Source organism: Christensenella intestinihominis, assembly GCF_001678845.1.
In the GTDB taxonomy this organism is placed as follows: domain Bacteria; phylum Bacillota; class Clostridia; order Christensenellales; family Christensenellaceae; genus Christensenella; species Christensenella intestinihominis.
Window position 1 is genome coordinate 200,849 of the sequence record NZ_MAIQ01000006.1, and the last position, 14,963, is coordinate 215,811.

The following is a 14,963-nucleotide window of genomic DNA, read 5'->3' on the forward strand; positions in this document are numbered from 1 at the left end:
AACCAGTATATTCAATCAAAAAAGTAACACTTTAAGAAATAGCAATAAAGTGTAATATTTCTGATACCCTAAAAAATGAAGGAGGAGAAAAAATGGATATCAAAGAAGTAAAGAAAAAAGGCAAAGTCGGGCTTATGGTATGCGGACACAAAGAATACTGGCCGCAGTTTCCGGGTATGAAAGAACAGTTCATAAAAAACGCCACGGATTTTAAGAAACTGCTTGAATCCCAGGGCGTAGAAGTTATTACCTATACAAATGCAGCAGGGGATTTTATTGTAGATACAACGGAGGACGGCTATAAAGCGGGCCTTATGTTTAAGGCGGAAGATATAGACCTTCTCTTCCAGTTCAACTGCGCATATGTGGCTTCCGGCAAATACGTGCAGGGCATAAAGGCGGCGGGATGTCCGGTTGTTATTGTCGGTTATCAAATGTCACTTGACGTTTCCAAGGCAACTACATACTGGACGCATGCAGGCGGCGGCGCATGTCCGCTCCCGGAAGCTTACAACGCCCTGACACGTAGCGGAATCGAGCCGGCCGGACTTGAATACGGACATTATCTTATTCCCGGTTTTGACGCGCGTTTCACAAAAAATATTTCTGAATGGTGCCGCGTTGCAACGGCTCTCAGGTGTATGAAAGGTTCAATTTTCGGGCATCTTGGCCATACGTATGAAGGAATGCTCGATATGAACTTTGATCCCACCACAATAGAGCGTACCTTCGGGATTCATGTAAAAATGGTAGAAATGTGCGAGTTTGTAGATTATGTACATTCGGCAACGGATAATGAAGTAAAAAATAAGATCAAGGTGATAAGGGATACGTTTGAATTTTTGGACCCGAGCTATGATCCCACAACAAGAAAGATTACGGACGAGGACCTTGACTGGACGGCGCGTGTTTCTGTCGGTATGGATAAACTGGTATCCAACAACCGCCTTTCCGGCGTTGCTTACTATTACGAAGGCCTTAACAATGAATACGAAAAAGTCGCATGCAGCATGATTATTGGCAATTCGCTCCTTGTTTCAGCAGGAGTTCCCTTTGCAGGGGAATCTGATATGAAGACATGCGTTGCTATGTATATTACAAGCTGTCTGGGATGCGGCGGTTCGTTTGCGGAATTCTGCCCCACTATATTTGAAGAAAAAATACAGATGGTCGGGCACGATGGGCCGCATGATATCCGTATCAGCAGCGGGAAACCGCAAATGCGTGCGCTTACCACCTTTCACGGCAAAAAAGGAGAAGGCCTTTCGGTTGATTTCAGCCTGAAGGAAGGCCCTATAACAATGCTTGGCCTTTCAAGTGATATTGACGGGAATTACTCTTTCTCCGTTGCGGAAGGCGAAAGTCAGAAAGGGCCGAAACCGGCAAACGGCAACACGATGACGCGCGGATACTTCGGCGAAGGAGACATTGGCGCATTCGTAGAGGATTGGTCTTGCTCGGGGATCAATCATCACTTCTCACTGAGCCTTGGGCACAATGCTTCCGTATTGAAGAAACTCGCAAAGACCTTGAATATTCCATTTAAACAGGTTCGCTGAACAACAGTCCAAAAATCCCGGCCTTCCAACGAAGACCGGGATTTTTGTGCTACTGTTGTTCGCAGGGCATCCGGCGGTAACCGGGGCACCCTGTCTTTATTGCTTCTATTTTTTGCCGATGAATTTACGCAAACCCTTCATTTTTTTCCCGGTTGGCGGGAGGTAGCGGATGGGGAGGTCGATACGGTTTGACTTATGCACAATGCTCTTATAATGCGAGAACGTATCGAAGCTTGCTTTTCCATGATAGCCGCCCATGCCGGAGTTTCCCACCCCGCCGAAGGGCATGCGCGAGGTCGCGAGCTGGATGATTGTATCGTTTACGCATCCGCCGCCAAAGGATACCGTACCGAGGACGCTTTTCACCGTCTTTTGGTTGCTTGTGAACAGATAGAGCGCAAGCGGTTTCGGATGCTTGCGGATTTCCGTGATTGCATCGTAAAGGTTGCGGAATTCGAGGACAGGGAGCAAAGGCCCGAAAATTTCCTCTTGCATGACGGGATGGTTATACGCGGCATTGTCAATAATCGTAGGTTCGATGAGCAGGGAATTCGGGTCGCTTCTGCCGCCGAAAATGATTTCCTCATTCGACATAAGGCCGTGAAGGCGGTCATAATGTTTTTGATTGATGATTTTGGGGAGCCAGCCACAGGAAAGGGGATTCTCCGTATAAAATTCAGTAATTGCCTGCTCCAGTTTGGGAAGGAACCTGCTTTTTACGGATTCCTGGACATACAGGTGGTCGGGGGCCACGCAGGTTTGCCCGGCGTTCAGGAATTTCCCCCATGCAATCCGTTTTGCCGCTACATCGAGATCGGCCGTTTCATCCACGATGCACGGACTTTTTCCCCCGAGCTCAAGCGTTATGGGGGTAACGAACCGGGAGGCGGATTCCATCACTAATTTGCCGACCGTCACGCCGCCTGTAAAGAAAATGTAGTCGAACTGCTGCTGCAGGAGGTCCTGATTGGATTCGCGCCCGCCGAGGACGACCTCTACATAATCCTGCGGGAAAATAGAATGTATGATCCCCGCGATGACCTTCGATGTGGCGCGCGAATAGTCCGAGGGCTTTACGATGGCGGTGTTGCCCGCCGCAAGCGCCCCGGCAAGCGGCTCAATTGTCAGCTGGAACGGGTAATTCCAGGGCGACATGATAAGCGTTACCCCGTATGGCTCCGGCATCACGAAGCTTTTTGAAGGGAACTGCGCAAGGGGAGTGCGCGCACGGCCGGGCTTCATCCAGTGGCGCAGGTGCTTCATCAGAAAAGTGATTTCGTCGATTGTAATGCCGACTTCCGTTTCAAACGCCTCAAACGGGCTTTTCATAAGGTCTTCGTGAAGCGCGTCGAAAATGGCCGATTCGTTCTCGATAATTGCCCGCTTAAGGCTGGAAAGGGCGTCCATGCGAAATTCATATGGCTTGGTGCGCCCGGTATAAAAATATTCGTTTTGCATCATCACGGTCTCTGCCGCATGACTCATGATTGTCACCCCGATCATTTGTATTTACAGCAATATATATTATATTAATACCACCAAAAGGGCCTTCTCAATCAGTAGGATAAAAAAGTTAAAAAATTTTGTTTAGATATATTCGAGACCGTGTATAATAAAAAAGATAAACGCAAAAGCGTTTAATCGCAAAAGATTGGGAGGTATTAAGAAATGGCTAAGTATGTATGTCAGGTATGTGGTTACACGGTAGAGGGCGAGCGCCCGGCAAAATGCCCGCAGTGCGGAGCGGACGGCTCCAAGTTTGACGAATTCGCGGGCGAGCGCGTATGGGCGGACGAGCACAAAATCGGTATCGCACAGGGACTTGACGAGGAAGTAGTAAACGGCCTGAGGGAAAACTTCATGGGCGAGTGCACCGAGGTTGGCATGTATCTTGCAATGGCAAGGCAGGCTGACAGGGAAGGGTATCCGGAGGTTGCGGAAACCTATAAGCGTGCTGCATTTGAAGAAGCGGAGCATGCTTCCAAGTTTGCGGAGCTTCTCGGCGAGGTTGTTTACGCGGATACGAAGAAAAACCTGCAGCTTCGCGCGGATGCGGAGTGCGGCGCGACAGCGGGCAAGCTGGCGCTTGCAAAGAGAGCGAAAGAGCTTGGCTACGATGCGATCCACGACACAGTCCACGAAATGGCAAAGGACGAAGCGCGCCACGGCTGCGCATTCCAGGGCCTGCTTGAACGGGTTGTGAAATAAGAAGGCAAACAAAAAGCACGAAACGAAAGTTTCGTGCTTTTTTTGTACGCCGGTTTATTGTGTGGCGGCAAGGCCTTCCGTTTTGCCGTGGAGGTCTTCCTCGCGAATCCACGCGTTCAGTTTCTTCATTTCGCGTGCGACAAAAATTGCAACGATCACGGCGGAGCCAATATCGGCAACCGGACCCGCGTAAAGGATGCCGTCCAGCCCGAAATATAACGGCAAAATAAGGACGAGCGGAATCAGCAGCAGGAGCTGCCGCAGCATTGAAAGGATCGTCGCCTTGAACGGCTGCCCCGTCGCCTGGAAATAGCTCGTGGAGACAATCTGGAAGCCCGCGCAGAAAATGCCGCCCAGGAAGAGGCGCATGCATTTCACGGCAAACATGGTAAAGTTTGGCTCGGCGTCGCCAAACAGGCTGAGAATTGCCTCCGGGAACAATTGGCAAATTAGCCATGCAATGATAACAACTACGGTGGAAATCCACGCCGCCATCACAAAGGTCTTTTTGATGCGCTTTGGCTGCCCGGCGCCGCGGTTAAAGCCGAGGATCGGCTGTGCGCCGATGCCGATCCCAATGCACGCCGCCGCGAGGATCATGGCAATTTTCATGACAATACCCATCGCGGAAAGCGCGATATCGCCGCCCACACCCGCCTGGTTGCCGTAGAACACAAGGGAATTGTTCATGACGATCTGGGTAATGCATGCAACGATCTGGGTGATGAAGGATGAAATCCCAAGCGTTAAAATCATTTTGCAGGTGCGCCCGTGCAGCTTCATGTATTTTTTCTCAAAGCGCATGCTCTTTCCGTTTTTTGCGAAATAGATGGAAAGGATCACCGTGGAAATCGCCTGCGAGGTGATGGTGGCGATCGCCGCGCCGGTTACCCCCCAGTGGAACACAAAGATATAAAGGGGGTCAAGTATTGTATTGAGGATAGCGCCGATCAAAATACTGTACATCGAAAGCTTGGGACTGCCGTCCGTACGCGCCATATTGGAAAGCACGATGCTTACGACGTTGAACGGTGTGCCGAGCAGGATGATCGTCGAATATTCCTTGGCGTAAGACATGCTGTCCGACGTCGCGCCGAATGCTTTCAGCATTGGATCAAGGAACAGGAAGCATGCCACCATCATGGCCGCGCTGATAATGAGGGAGAGCGTGAGCCCGTTGTTCAACGCGCGCTGCGCCTCCTGCTCTTTTTTCTCGCCAAGCTTCAGGGCAGCGTAGGCACTGCCGCCTGTCCCCACAAGGGCGGCAAAGGAAATCAGGATCGTCATGATCGGAAATGAAATCGTTGTTGCCGCATTACCGAGGTAGCCGACGCCCTGGCCGATGAAAATCTGGTCTACAATATTGTAAACCGAATTAATCAGAAAAGAAATAATTGCCGGCCAGGCAAAGGTTTTGAGCAGCTTGCCGACAGGCTCGTAGCCCAAAGGGTTTCTTTTTTCAGTGAGTACCGTTTCACTCATACAGTCTTTCCTCCTTGGTTGTCTTTTGTAAATTCATAAGCGTTTTTTGCCATCAATTCCATCAGGCGTTCCGCAAGGACAACTTCCTCCTCCGACATACCCTGGGTGAGGATATCGTTCCACTTCCGGACTGCCGCATAAATGGAATTGACGATCGGCCGCGCTTTTTCAGTGGTGTACAGGCGGCATACCCGCCCGTCTGCCGGATCGGCTTCGCGGCGTATCAGCCCGAATTCCTCCAGCTTATGGATTGCACGGGTTGCGGTCGCCTTATCGTAATGCCCGCATTTTGCCAGGTCGTATACATTGATTCCCTGGTTTTCAAAAATGCGGACAAGGAAAAACTGCTGTCCCGCGCCGACCCCGAGGGAATTCAATTCCTGGTCGTAGTAGCGCATACCGTGCCTGTTGATGATAGAAGCATACTTATTTAAAGTAAAGTGCCGTTCCTGCAAACGGATCACCCCAATCATAAAAAATAGTTGCGTCTGCAACTTAAAATACTATATCACACAGTAGTTGCGAATGCAACCATTTTTGGGGCCGAAGCTGCGGATTTTCATCCGGCATGAAAAGATATAATGTAAAGAGCTCTTTTGATTGCCAGCTGCCATATTCGTATGGTATCGTAAAGATATCAACGGCAGGGGGGATCGTTTTATGAAAGATGAAATGTCAAAATACAGGAGGCGGCTTTTCGGAGGGCTGGTCTTTTACGGAATTTTTTCGCTTGGAATCATTCCTGTCTTTACGCTCATCATGGGCACAAAGGACAATATCCTCACAACATCCATGTCGGCGATGGGAAACGCAAGCAGAAGCATGCATTTCTGGTTTATTATCTGGACCATCGTATTTTGCGCATATTTTGCGAGCTTTATGGGCTATTTGCTGATGCTTACGAAAAATACGCATTCAAAAATACGCGGATTTGTATATTTTGCGATTGCGGTACTGATCGTAGGGAATTTTTTCCCGTTCCTGCCTGAAACGTTTCCCGGATTTTCCACCCTGCACAACTTTTGCGCGCAGATTTCCTCTATATCGCTCGCGGTGAGCCTGATGCTGTTCGCGCTGACACTGCGCAATTCCTATTCGCTGATGTTTAAGAAAGCGCTGGTATTTGTTCTGGTCATCTGGATTACCCTGATTGCGTTAATGGGGATACTGGGGACCACCAGCCTGACGGAAATGACGGGGATCATCCTTGCCGGGATATTTCTATTTACGGTGCTCGTATGGCTGTACCGGGAGGATACGTTCGACCCGGTGCAATCCTTAAAGGACAGCGATGCGGAGGAAGCGGCGGAAACGGCCCGTAAGCTCTCAAGGAAAGCGGAAGCCGCAAAAAAAGAATATTTGAAGCTGGAAGCTGCGGCCCGGCGTGCAAAAATCGAGGCGGAGGAAGCGGGCCGGATTGCAAGGCGCAAAAAGGAATGAATAACGGGCAGGGGAAGGGTTTATTTATAAACGAACGGATTAAAAGGTGCAATATCTGCATAAAGGTGGCAAAATGAAATTAATTTCATGGAATGTAAACGGTCTTCGGGCCGCGGCAGGAAAGGGATTCCTCGAATATCTGCACGAAAGCGGCGCGGACGTTTTCTGTGTCCAGGAGACGAAGATGCAGCGCGGGCAGGCGGAGTTTGATTTCAAGGAATATGAAGAATACTGGAACAGTGCTGAGAAAAAGGGCTATTCGGGGACGGCGGTATTTTCAAAGAAGGAGCCGCTTAGCGTATCTTATGATTTTGACGTGGAGGAGCACAGCCACGAGGGCCGGGTCATTATACTCGAATTTGAGGATTTTTATCTGGTAAACGTTTATACGCCCAATTCCGGCGAGGGATTGAAACGCCTCGATTACCGCCTGAAATGGGAGGACGACTTTCGCGCCTACCTGCACCGGCTGAATGAGCAGAAGGGTGTGGTGGTATGCGGAGACCTCAATGTGGCGCATACGGAAATCGACCTTAAGAATCCGAAAACGAATGTAAAGAATGCCGGTTTCACGCCGCAGGAACGGGAAAAAATGACGGAGCTTTTAAACTCGGGTTTTATTGATTCCTTCCGTTATCTGCATCCGGATGAAACGGGACGGTATTCGTGGTGGTCTTACCGGTTCAACGCGCGCGCGAACAACGCGGGATGGCGGATCGACTATTTCCTCGTGTCGGAGGATATGAAGGACCGGATCGAGGAAGCGGACATCTGCCAGGAGGTTATGGGCAGCGACCATTGCCCGGTGGTTTTGGTTTTAAAAGACTGAGCGCATGAAAGAAATTCAATATATTTGCCCAATGGCGGCCCGGCAGCCGCCTTTTTCATACAATCTTAAGAAAGTGTTCAGCGGGCTGTAAAACACTTTTTGCCGCTTCCGTCTATAATGAAAACAGAGTAAGAAAAATGGAGGCAGGAAGAATGGACAGCAAAAAAAGAAGGGTTCTGAAAACGGTGGCCGCAGCCGCGGCAGCGGTTATCGTGGTGGGCGTTTTATGCAGTTGTTCGCCATTTTACGGAAAAGTAGGGGAAATGATGGAATCGGTCGCCAGCGTGGGCCGGGAAAAAGCAGAGGAAATCCGCGCGGGCCGCGATGCGGAGTATGAGGGCGTTACTGAGATTGCAGAAGCGGCAGCCGACAGCGGAGAATATGATGAACAGTGGGAACGGGAACTGATGAAGTCCTATGAGCCGTTTGGCGTTACCTATCACGAGGCAAGCGGTGATTACTGGTTCAACGGAAAACCCCTTGCGGGAATCCGCGACGCCGGATATAATACGATGACGAACGGAATTTTCATCGGAATCGGCGCTTATGTGATCGTGGAGCGCGACGAAAATGAAGGGATCACGCGTATCTACGAAACGGACGCTAATGGATTTGCGGATGCGAGCGGCATGACGGTCGGCACGGCAGATGATTTGGGCACCTCGATGGAACAGCGCGCGGAAGAATGGGGATATGCGTTCCACAAGGAGCGCGGCAGCGTCAAGGATATGAGCCGCGAGGAGTTTGCCGCGTTTGAGGCAAAGCTGCACGCCAAATACAGGAATGAGGACGCGATCGTTGAGGTGGACGATTACGCATTCTGGTTTGAAAAGGACGAGCTGATGAACCTGAGCTCCTTCTGCGGAAGCAGCGCAAACCGTTATGGTGCAAAGGTATACGCGGATTATGCGGCGGCGGACGAAATGGACATTTCAACGCTCGACGATGAAAAGACGGACGGAATCATTTTCGATGTTTTGAAGTCGAACCAGGGGGCGACCGCCAAAGAAATCGAGGATAAAGTGAAAAAAGCCATCGCGGACGAATATGGGATCAGTGAAGCATATTTGATCGTGAAAGTGGAAGAAATCGACTGAGGATGAAAACACCGGACAGTATCCGCTGTCCGGTGTTTTTTGTTTATGCTGCCGTTTCATAGCGTACGGCGGTGCCGTCCGAAAAAACGGCGATGTCGCTGTTTTGGTCGGTGCGCAGGATGGCGGCGTCCGTTGCGCCAAGCATATCGATGGTTTCCTTATGCGGATGGCCGTAATCGTTGCCCTTGCCGCAATTGATGATGGCGACGGAGGGCGTCACGACATCGAGGAATTCCTGCGTGGTTCCGTTGTGCGAGCCGTGGTGGCCCACCTTGAGCACATCCGCATCCATGATGCCGGAATACCCGGCCAGCATGTCCGCGATCGCTTCTTCCTCCGCATCGCCTTCAAACAGGAATTTCGTACCGCCGTATTCCGCAAGCAACACAATGCTTGAATTATTTGCGTCGTCGTATTCGCGATCCTGCGGATTCAGCGCCGTGAGGCGGACGCTTCCGAGGTCAAACGTATATCCCGCCGTCACATGAACGGCAGGAATGTTGTTTTCCTCAATTGCATCGAGCATTTTTTCATAGGTTTTGGTGGTTGCGGCAAAATCGGTCATATAAATCGTGCCCACCGGGATATTGTCCAGCACCGCCGCCATGGAACCAATATGATCGGCATGCGGATGCGTGGCGACAACGCCGTCGAGGGCCTTGATGCCGAGCGCGGAGAGCGTACTGAGGATACGGTCTGCGTCGTCGCTTTCCCCCGCGTCGATCAGCAGGGAATGCCCATCCGGCGTCAAAAGCACCATACTGTCGGAGTTGCCGGTATCGATCACATAAAGCAGCAGGTCGCTGCTTTCGGCCGGGACAAGCTTTGCGACATTATCTGCCGCAGCGGCATTCGATGCAGCGGAACCGGCGCCGTCCCCGGGCTGCATAAATAAATCCAGGAAAGCGCCGTTTGTTCCAAATGCAAGCACAAGCAATAAGCCTGTAATGCATAAAATGGTGATAAGCGCGCTTGCGGCAGTTTTTTTCTTCCTTTTTGCGGCCATTTGTGCCTCCTTGCATAATTCCTATGAACGATTATACTATAAGTGGGCGATATATTATAGAAGACCGGAGAGAAAAATTTTATGGGAGACCAGAAAAAACGCGTCATTGTCGGGATGTCCGGCGGAGTGGATTCGGCGGTATCGGCGCTGCTTTTGAAGGAGCAGGGTTATGACGTGGTGGGCGTTTTTATGAAAAATTGGGACGACAGCGCGGAGGAGTCCGAATGCCCGGCGGCGGCCGATTACGACGACGTGCGCTCGGTTTGCGCGAAAATCGACATTCCCTATTATACCGTTAATTTTGAAAATGAATATTGGGAGCGGGTATTTGAATATTTCCTCGCGGAATACAAACGAGGGCGCACGCCGAACCCGGATGTGCTGTGCAACAAGGAGATCAAGTTTGCGGCGTTTTTGGATTTTGCCAGGAAGGCGGGGGCGGATTTCATTGCGACCGGGCATTATGCGCGGCTCGAACGCCGGGATGGGGTGACGTATTTAAAAAAGGGCCTCGACGAAGGCAAGGACCAGAGCTATTTCCTGTGTATGCTGTCCCAAAGCCAGATTGAACGGGCGATGTTCCCGGTCGGGGAATTGCAGAAAGCAGACGTCCGGCGGATCGCCGATGAAGCCGGGCTTTCGGTGGCAGGGAAAAAGGACTCTACGGGAATCTGCTTTATCGGGGAGCGGAAATTCAAGCAGTTTTTGCAGACCTATCTTCCCGCAAACCCGGGCGACATGAAAACGCTGGACGGAAAAGTGGTCGGCAGGCATGACGGGCTGATGTATTATACGCTCGGGCAGCGGCGCGGGCTTGATATCGGCGGGAGCAAGGATGGCACGGGTGAACGGTGGTTCGTGGTCAGGAAGGATATGGAGCACAATGTTTTATATGTTTCGCAGGGAGCGGAGTCGGAACTGCTCTTTTCCCGTGCGCTTGTCATGAGCGGTATGAATTTTATTTCAGGCGGGGAGGAACGGGACGGATTTGACTGCATGGCCAAGGTGCGTTACCGCCAGCCGGACCAGAAGGCGCATGCGGAGAAGCTTGGCGACGGAATATATCGTGTGGAATTCGCGGAAAAGCAACGGGCGGTTACCCCGGGGCAGTATTGTGTCCTGTATGACGGGGATATCTGCCTTGGCGGCGGTGTGGCCGACGAGGTGGTTTTCTAAGAGGGGCACCCACCTGCCGCAAATTATTTGGAACTTTGCGCGCTTTAATATGACATAAGATGTCTGCTTTTGTGTGATACACTGAACCATCAAACATTACGGAGGAAACGCAATGATCGAATTACCGGAAAGCGTTACGCTGGCAAGGCAGCTCACAGAAGCAATCGAGGGAAAACGGATCGAGCACGTTATTGCGGGGAAAAGCCCGCACCGTTTTGCGTTCTTTGTCGGGGAGCCGGAGCATTACGATGCGCTCCTGCAAGGGAAAACAGTAGGAGAAACACATTCCTATGGCGGACATGTTGAAATTGAGATGGAAGATATGCGGCTCGATTTTAATGACGGGGTAAACCTTCGCTTTCTCGCGCCGGGGCAGCCTGAACCGAAAAAGCACCAGCTTTATGTGCTGTTTGACGACGGCAGCGCGCTCGCCGGGAGCGTCCAGATGTATGGGGCTTTATCCGCGTTCCGCGCGGGAGAAAACGACAATCCGTATTATCTGGTGGCACGGGAAAAGGTTTCGCCCTTGGAAGACGGATTCGATGCGGAGTATTTCCAGTCGCTTCTTGACGGCGTGGACCGGAAACGGACCTCGGCAAAGGCGTTCCTTGCGACGGAGCAGCGGATACCGGGTCTTGGGAACGGGGTACTGCAGGATATCCTGTGGACGGCGCGGATACATCCCAAAAAGAAGGTGGGGGATTTTTCCGGCAGGGAAATTGCGGGGCTTTATATGGCGGTCAGGGATGTGCTGGGAGATATGGCGGAAAAAGGCGGGCGCGATACGGAAAAGGACTGTACGGCAATCCGGGAGGCTACCGGACGCTCCTGAGCAAAAATAACACCGCGATGGTTTGCCCGGAGTGCGGCGGCGGGATCATAAAGGAAGCCTATCTCGGGGGAAGCGTTTACTATTGCCCGGCTTGCCAGAAAATGTAAAATGCAAAATAATCGTTTGTTTGAAATCATTTATATTCTTTTGGATAAACGCAAGGTGACGGCGAAGGAGCTTGCGGAGCGGTTCGAGGTTTCCGTCCGCACGATTTACCGCGATATTGACGCACTGAGCCTTGCGGGGATTCCCGTCTATACGGAAAAGGGAAAGGGCGGGGGTATTTCCCTGATGGAGGGGTTTGTCCTGCAAAATTCCCTGCTCTCGGAAGAAGAGCGGGACAGGATATTGATGGGGCTGCAAAGCCTGCGTGCGGTGCAGTATCCGGAGACGGAGGAAGTGCTTTCAAAATTAAGCGCGGTTTTCCAACAGGAAGACCGTGGGTGGATTGAAGTGGACTTCTCCGCGTGGGGGACGGCTGAAAAGGAAAAGTTTGCCCTTTTGAAGGAAGCGGTGCTCAAAAAAGAGGTAATCACCTTTACTTATTTTGGGGCGAATGGAAAAAAGGAACAGCGGACGGTGGAACCGCTCCGTTTACTTTATAAAAGCAAGGCGTGGTATTTGCAAGGCTTCTGCCGGGATCGCAGGGATTACCGGACCTTCCGCATATCGCGTATCAAAAATCCTGAAATGACGGGAGAACTTTTTAAACGCAGTGCCGGGATGCTGCCGCAGGAAGCAAAGAAAGGCGGCGCACAGGAATACGTCAGATTCGTGCTGCATATCGACCCGCAAATGACTTACCGCGTATATGATGAATTTGAAGAAGGCGCCATCCAAAAATTGGACGACGGCTTCCTTGTGGAAATGAACGTGCCGGAGGACGAGTGGGTTTACGGGTATATCCTTTCCTTTGGCCCTTTTGCCTATGTGGTAAAGCCGGAGCGTGTACGCAGGGTGATCGGGAACCGGCTTAAAAAGATGCTGGAAAATTATGTTTAGCTGACATATGGTGTCATATTATGCCTGCTATGATGAATTCATAAAAGCTTAAGAAGGGAAACAAAACAGGCATGGATTATGAATTGGTTAGAATTGAAGAAAAAACCGTCGAGGGAATTGAAATCCGGACGGAAAACAAGGACGGGAAAGCAATGCGCGATATTTTTCCGCTGTGGAAGGATTTTCTTGGCAACGGAAAAGGGGAAATGATTCACGGGCGGGTAAACACAAATTATATTGGCCTTTACACCGATTACGAGGGCGATTTTACAAAGCCTTATTCCTATATAGCCGGATGCGAAACGGATGGCAGTACAGCCCCCGTATTCACGGCGAAAAAGATTCGCGCCGGGAACTATGCGAAGTTTGTGACCAAGAACCCGGAAAAAGGACTTGGTGAAATCTGGAATGCGGTGTGGGCCCTGCCGCTCAAAAGGGCATACGCCAGTGATTTTGAAGAATATTTCCCGGGACAGGACGGACAGCCGGAAGAAATCCATGTATATATTGGAGTGGAGGAATAAGTGGGGAATATCATAGAAGTAAACGGAAATAATATTGAGCGGGAGCACGTGTGCTGCGCAATTTCGGATAAAAAAAGTACGCAGGTTAAAAAGGAATGGATGAAGGAGCGCTTTTTGGAGGGGTATCAATTCTGGAAAGCGGATGCGCAGGGAAAAGCCTTTATTGAATTTGTCCCAGCGGAAAACGCATGGACGCCGATTGTCGCCGATGGGTACCTGTTTATTGACTGCTTTTGGGTTGCCGGTTCGCTGGCCAAAAAAGGATATGGTACCGCATTGCTTGAACGTTGCGCCGGGGAAGCCGAAAGACTTGGGAAAAAGGGACTGGTGGCAATTTCCTCCGACAAAAAGCGCCCGTTCCTTTCCGATCCCGTTTTTTATAAGAAGCGCGGCTTTCGGACGGCGGATACCGCACAGCCCTATTTTGAATTATTGTATCTTCCGTTTGATGAAGCTACGGATGTCCCCAGGTTCCGGGAAAACGCGAAAAAAGGAACCATTACACAGCAGGGCGTTGTGATCTGCTATTCAGACCACTGCCCGTGGAACGCCAAATATATCCCATTACTGGAAAAGGCCGCGCAGGAGCGAAACGCGCCTGTTGCCTTCCAAAAGATCGCCGATAGGGAAGCGGCGCAAAACGCCGCCTCTCCGTTTACGACCTTTTCCGTCTATTATAATGGTATGTTTGTGACCAATGAAATGATGAGCGATAAGAAATTCGGAAAATTTTTGAACGAAAAGGGTTTCTGATATGGAACTTGTGCCCGCAAAAGCAATCCTTGCCCGGCCAAAAGACGATTCATGGTTTGGCAACGACTATAATATGAACCTGTACCGGGGTTGCTGCCACGGGTGCATTTATTGCGACAGCAGGAGCGAATGCTATGGCGTGGAGGATTTTGACAGGGTGCGGCTGAAAAAGAATGCCCTTGGAATTCTGGAAAGCGAACTTGGGAAGAAACGGAAAAAGGGCGTTGTAGGCGTGGGGGCCATGTCAGACACCTACAATCCGTTTGAAAAGGAAGCGGAAGCGACGCGCGGCGCATTGGAGCTGTTGGAGCGCTATGGTTTCGGTGTGGCGCTGGACACCAAAAGCAGCCTCGTACTCCGGGATATCGACTTGATCCAAAAAATTTCCCGGAAGAGCTGCGCCAATATAAAGGTAACGATCACGACGGCGGACGATTCCCTTGCGAAGGTTATAGAGCCGTATGCGCCGGTTTCGTCAGAGCGGTTCCGGACGGTGCGGGAGCTTGGCAGGGCGGGGATATTTACGGGCGTCCTGTTTACGCCGATGCTTCCTTATATTACGGATACGGAAGAAAATGTGAAGGAAATGGTCCGGCTCGCGCATGAAAATGGTGCGCGCTTCATCTTCCCGATGTTTGGCGTAACGCTCCGCCAGAACCAGAGGGATTATTATTATGAAAAGCTGGACGAATACTTTCCGGGACTCAGCCGGAAATATGGGAACGTATTCCGGGGTAATTATTTCTGCGGTTCCCCGCAGGCGAAGAAGCTCCGCAGCCTGTTCCAGTCCGAGTGCCGGAAGTACGGCCTCATCTTTCGGATGCAGGATATCATCGCGGCTTATAAAAAATTACCGCCTGAGCCGCGGCAGCTTTCTTTATTTTAAATGGAGAAAAGACAAAATGTAGTGGCGGATTTTGCCGCCCATAGCTATATGAAGTGCGCATGGAATGCGCATTTTTTATGTGTCCGCAAACACGTCAAAAATGCATTAAAAAAATAGAAAAAAGATGTTGACAGGAGGAGGGGAGTTTGGTATTATAAATAAGCCGCAA

General features: G+C 50.8%; 15 protein-coding genes. 11 read left to right on the forward strand and 4 right to left on the reverse strand.

Annotation, left to right across the window (positions count from 1 at the left end; all coding sequences use genetic code 11):
* Nucleotides 1–92 precede the first annotated feature (92 nt).
* Entirely contained in the window at nucleotides 93–1,559 is a 1,467-nt protein-coding gene (locus BBD38_RS09845; RefSeq protein WP_066687575.1) for an L-fucose/L-arabinose isomerase family protein, read from the forward strand.
* A gap of 105 nt (nucleotides 1,560–1,664) precedes the next feature.
* Here BBD38_RS09845 and BBD38_RS09850 read toward each other — a convergent pair whose 3' ends face one another.
* Nucleotides 1,665–3,044, reverse strand: coding sequence for an aldehyde dehydrogenase (locus BBD38_RS09850; protein ID WP_066687648.1), 1,380 nt, complete (start codon nucleotides 3,042–3,044; stop codon nucleotides 1,665–1,667).
* 183 nt (nucleotides 3,045–3,227) lie between these two features.
* Between BBD38_RS09850 and BBD38_RS09855 the strand changes: the two genes are divergently transcribed.
* A complete protein-coding gene (locus BBD38_RS09855) occupies nucleotides 3,228–3,767 on the forward strand; it encodes a ferritin family protein (protein ID WP_066687578.1) in 540 nt (179 codons plus the stop codon).
* Between the two features lie 54 nt (nucleotides 3,768–3,821).
* On the opposite strand, the gene BBD38_RS09860 is transcribed toward BBD38_RS09855, so the two are convergent.
* On the reverse strand, nucleotides 3,822–5,249 hold the full coding sequence (locus tag BBD38_RS09860) for an MATE family efflux transporter (RefSeq protein ID WP_066687581.1): 1,428 nt from the start codon (nucleotides 5,247–5,249) through the stop codon (nucleotides 3,822–3,824).
* Nucleotides 5,246–5,722 carry a MarR family winged helix-turn-helix transcriptional regulator gene (locus BBD38_RS09865; protein WP_066687584.1) on the reverse strand — a complete coding sequence of 159 codons (477 nt, stop codon included), beginning with the start codon at nucleotides 5,720–5,722 and terminating at the stop codon, nucleotides 5,246–5,248. The genes BBD38_RS09860 and BBD38_RS09865 overlap by 4 nt, the downstream gene beginning before the upstream one ends.
* Before the next feature lie 187 nt (nucleotides 5,723–5,909).
* Between BBD38_RS09865 and BBD38_RS09870 the strand changes: the two genes are divergently transcribed.
* The 3 genes from BBD38_RS09870 to BBD38_RS09880 all read left to right on the forward strand — a co-directional run bounded on the left by BBD38_RS09870 (nucleotide 5,910) and on the right by BBD38_RS09880 (nucleotide 8,615).
* Nucleotides 5,910–6,689, forward strand: coding sequence for a cell envelope integrity protein TolA (locus BBD38_RS09870; protein ID WP_066687586.1), 780 nt, complete (start codon nucleotides 5,910–5,912; stop codon nucleotides 6,687–6,689).
* A gap of 73 nt (nucleotides 6,690–6,762) precedes the next feature.
* Nucleotides 6,763–7,518, forward strand: a complete 756-nt coding sequence (locus tag BBD38_RS09875; RefSeq protein ID WP_066687588.1) for an exodeoxyribonuclease III — start codon at nucleotides 6,763–6,765, stop codon at nucleotides 7,516–7,518.
* A 152-nt stretch (nucleotides 7,519–7,670) separates the two neighbouring features.
* On the forward strand, nucleotides 7,671–8,615 hold the full coding sequence (locus BBD38_RS09880) for a hypothetical protein (RefSeq protein ID WP_066687591.1): 945 nt from the start codon (nucleotides 7,671–7,673) through the stop codon (nucleotides 8,613–8,615).
* A 43-nt stretch (nucleotides 8,616–8,658) separates the two neighbouring features.
* Here the strand turns inward: BBD38_RS09880 and BBD38_RS09885 are convergent, their stop codons facing one another.
* Nucleotides 8,659–9,621 carry a ComEC/Rec2 family competence protein gene (locus BBD38_RS09885; RefSeq protein WP_066687596.1) on the reverse strand — a complete coding sequence of 321 codons (963 nt, stop codon included), beginning with the start codon at nucleotides 9,619–9,621 and terminating at the stop codon, nucleotides 8,659–8,661.
* 81 nt (nucleotides 9,622–9,702) lie between these two features.
* Here BBD38_RS09885 and mnmA point away from each other — a divergent pair, with 81 nt between their 5' ends.
* The 6 genes from mnmA to BBD38_RS09915 all read left to right on the forward strand — a co-directional run bounded on the left by mnmA (nucleotide 9,703) and on the right by BBD38_RS09915 (nucleotide 14,794).
* Complete coding sequence (gene mnmA / locus BBD38_RS09890; RefSeq protein WP_066687600.1) at nucleotides 9,703–10,797, forward strand: tRNA 2-thiouridine(34) synthase MnmA; 1,095 nt, start codon at nucleotides 9,703–9,705, stop codon at nucleotides 10,795–10,797.
* Between the two features lie 112 nt (nucleotides 10,798–10,909).
* Nucleotides 10,910–11,629 carry a DNA-formamidopyrimidine glycosylase family protein gene (locus BBD38_RS09895; RefSeq protein ID WP_328585611.1) on the forward strand — a complete coding sequence of 240 codons (720 nt, stop codon included), beginning with the start codon at nucleotides 10,910–10,912 and terminating at the stop codon, nucleotides 11,627–11,629.
* A 108-nt stretch (nucleotides 11,630–11,737) separates the two neighbouring features.
* Nucleotides 11,738–12,631 (forward strand): helix-turn-helix transcriptional regulator, encoded by an 894-nt coding sequence (locus BBD38_RS09900; RefSeq protein ID WP_066687602.1) that lies wholly within the window; start codon nucleotides 11,738–11,740, stop codon nucleotides 12,629–12,631.
* Between the two features lie 71 nt (nucleotides 12,632–12,702).
* Entirely contained in the window at nucleotides 12,703–13,155 is a 453-nt protein-coding gene (locus BBD38_RS09905; RefSeq protein ID WP_066687603.1) for a GyrI-like domain-containing protein, read from the forward strand.
* Nucleotides 13,156–13,908, forward strand: coding sequence for an N-acetyltransferase (locus BBD38_RS09910; protein ID WP_066687604.1), 753 nt, complete (start codon nucleotides 13,156–13,158; stop codon nucleotides 13,906–13,908).
* 1 nt (nucleotide 13,909) lies between these two features.
* Nucleotides 13,910–14,794 carry an SPL family radical SAM protein gene (locus BBD38_RS09915; RefSeq protein WP_066687605.1) on the forward strand — a complete coding sequence of 295 codons (885 nt, stop codon included), beginning with the start codon at nucleotides 13,910–13,912 and terminating at the stop codon, nucleotides 14,792–14,794.
* Nucleotides 14,795–14,963: the final 169 nt, after the last annotated feature.

Excerpts from the sequence above, each read along its gene's own strand:
- BBD38_RS09845 (WP_066687575.1), top strand. The coding sequence starts at position 93 with ATGGATATCAAAGAAGTAAAGAAAAAAGGCAAAGTCGGGCTTATGGTA.
- BBD38_RS09850 (WP_066687648.1), bottom strand. The coding sequence starts at position 3,044 with ATGAGTCATGCGGCAGAGACCGTGATGATGCAAAACGAATATTTTTAT.
- BBD38_RS09855 (WP_066687578.1), top strand. The coding sequence starts at position 3,228 with ATGGCTAAGTATGTATGTCAGGTATGTGGTTACACGGTAGAGGGCGAG.
- BBD38_RS09860 (WP_066687581.1), bottom strand. The coding sequence starts at position 5,249 with ATGAGTGAAACGGTACTCACTGAAAAAAGAAACCCTTTGGGCTACGAG.
- BBD38_RS09865 (WP_066687584.1), bottom strand. The coding sequence starts at position 5,722 with ATGATTGGGGTGATCCGTTTGCAGGAACGGCACTTTACTTTAAATAAG.
- BBD38_RS09870 (WP_066687586.1), top strand. The coding sequence starts at position 5,910 with ATGAAAGATGAAATGTCAAAATACAGGAGGCGGCTTTTCGGAGGGCTG.
- BBD38_RS09875 (WP_066687588.1), top strand. The coding sequence starts at position 6,763 with ATGAAATTAATTTCATGGAATGTAAACGGTCTTCGGGCCGCGGCAGGA.
- BBD38_RS09880 (WP_066687591.1), top strand. The coding sequence starts at position 7,671 with ATGGACAGCAAAAAAAGAAGGGTTCTGAAAACGGTGGCCGCAGCCGCG.
- BBD38_RS09885 (WP_066687596.1), bottom strand. The coding sequence starts at position 9,621 with ATGGCCGCAAAAAGGAAGAAAAAAACTGCCGCAAGCGCGCTTATCACC.
- mnmA (WP_066687600.1), top strand. The coding sequence starts at position 9,703 with ATGGGAGACCAGAAAAAACGCGTCATTGTCGGGATGTCCGGCGGAGTG.
- BBD38_RS09895 (WP_328585611.1), top strand. The coding sequence starts at position 10,910 with ATGATCGAATTACCGGAAAGCGTTACGCTGGCAAGGCAGCTCACAGAA.
- BBD38_RS09900 (WP_066687602.1), top strand. The coding sequence starts at position 11,738 with ATGCAAAATAATCGTTTGTTTGAAATCATTTATATTCTTTTGGATAAA.
- BBD38_RS09905 (WP_066687603.1), top strand. The coding sequence starts at position 12,703 with ATGGATTATGAATTGGTTAGAATTGAAGAAAAAACCGTCGAGGGAATT.
- BBD38_RS09915 (WP_066687605.1), top strand. The coding sequence starts at position 13,910 with ATGGAACTTGTGCCCGCAAAAGCAATCCTTGCCCGGCCAAAAGACGAT.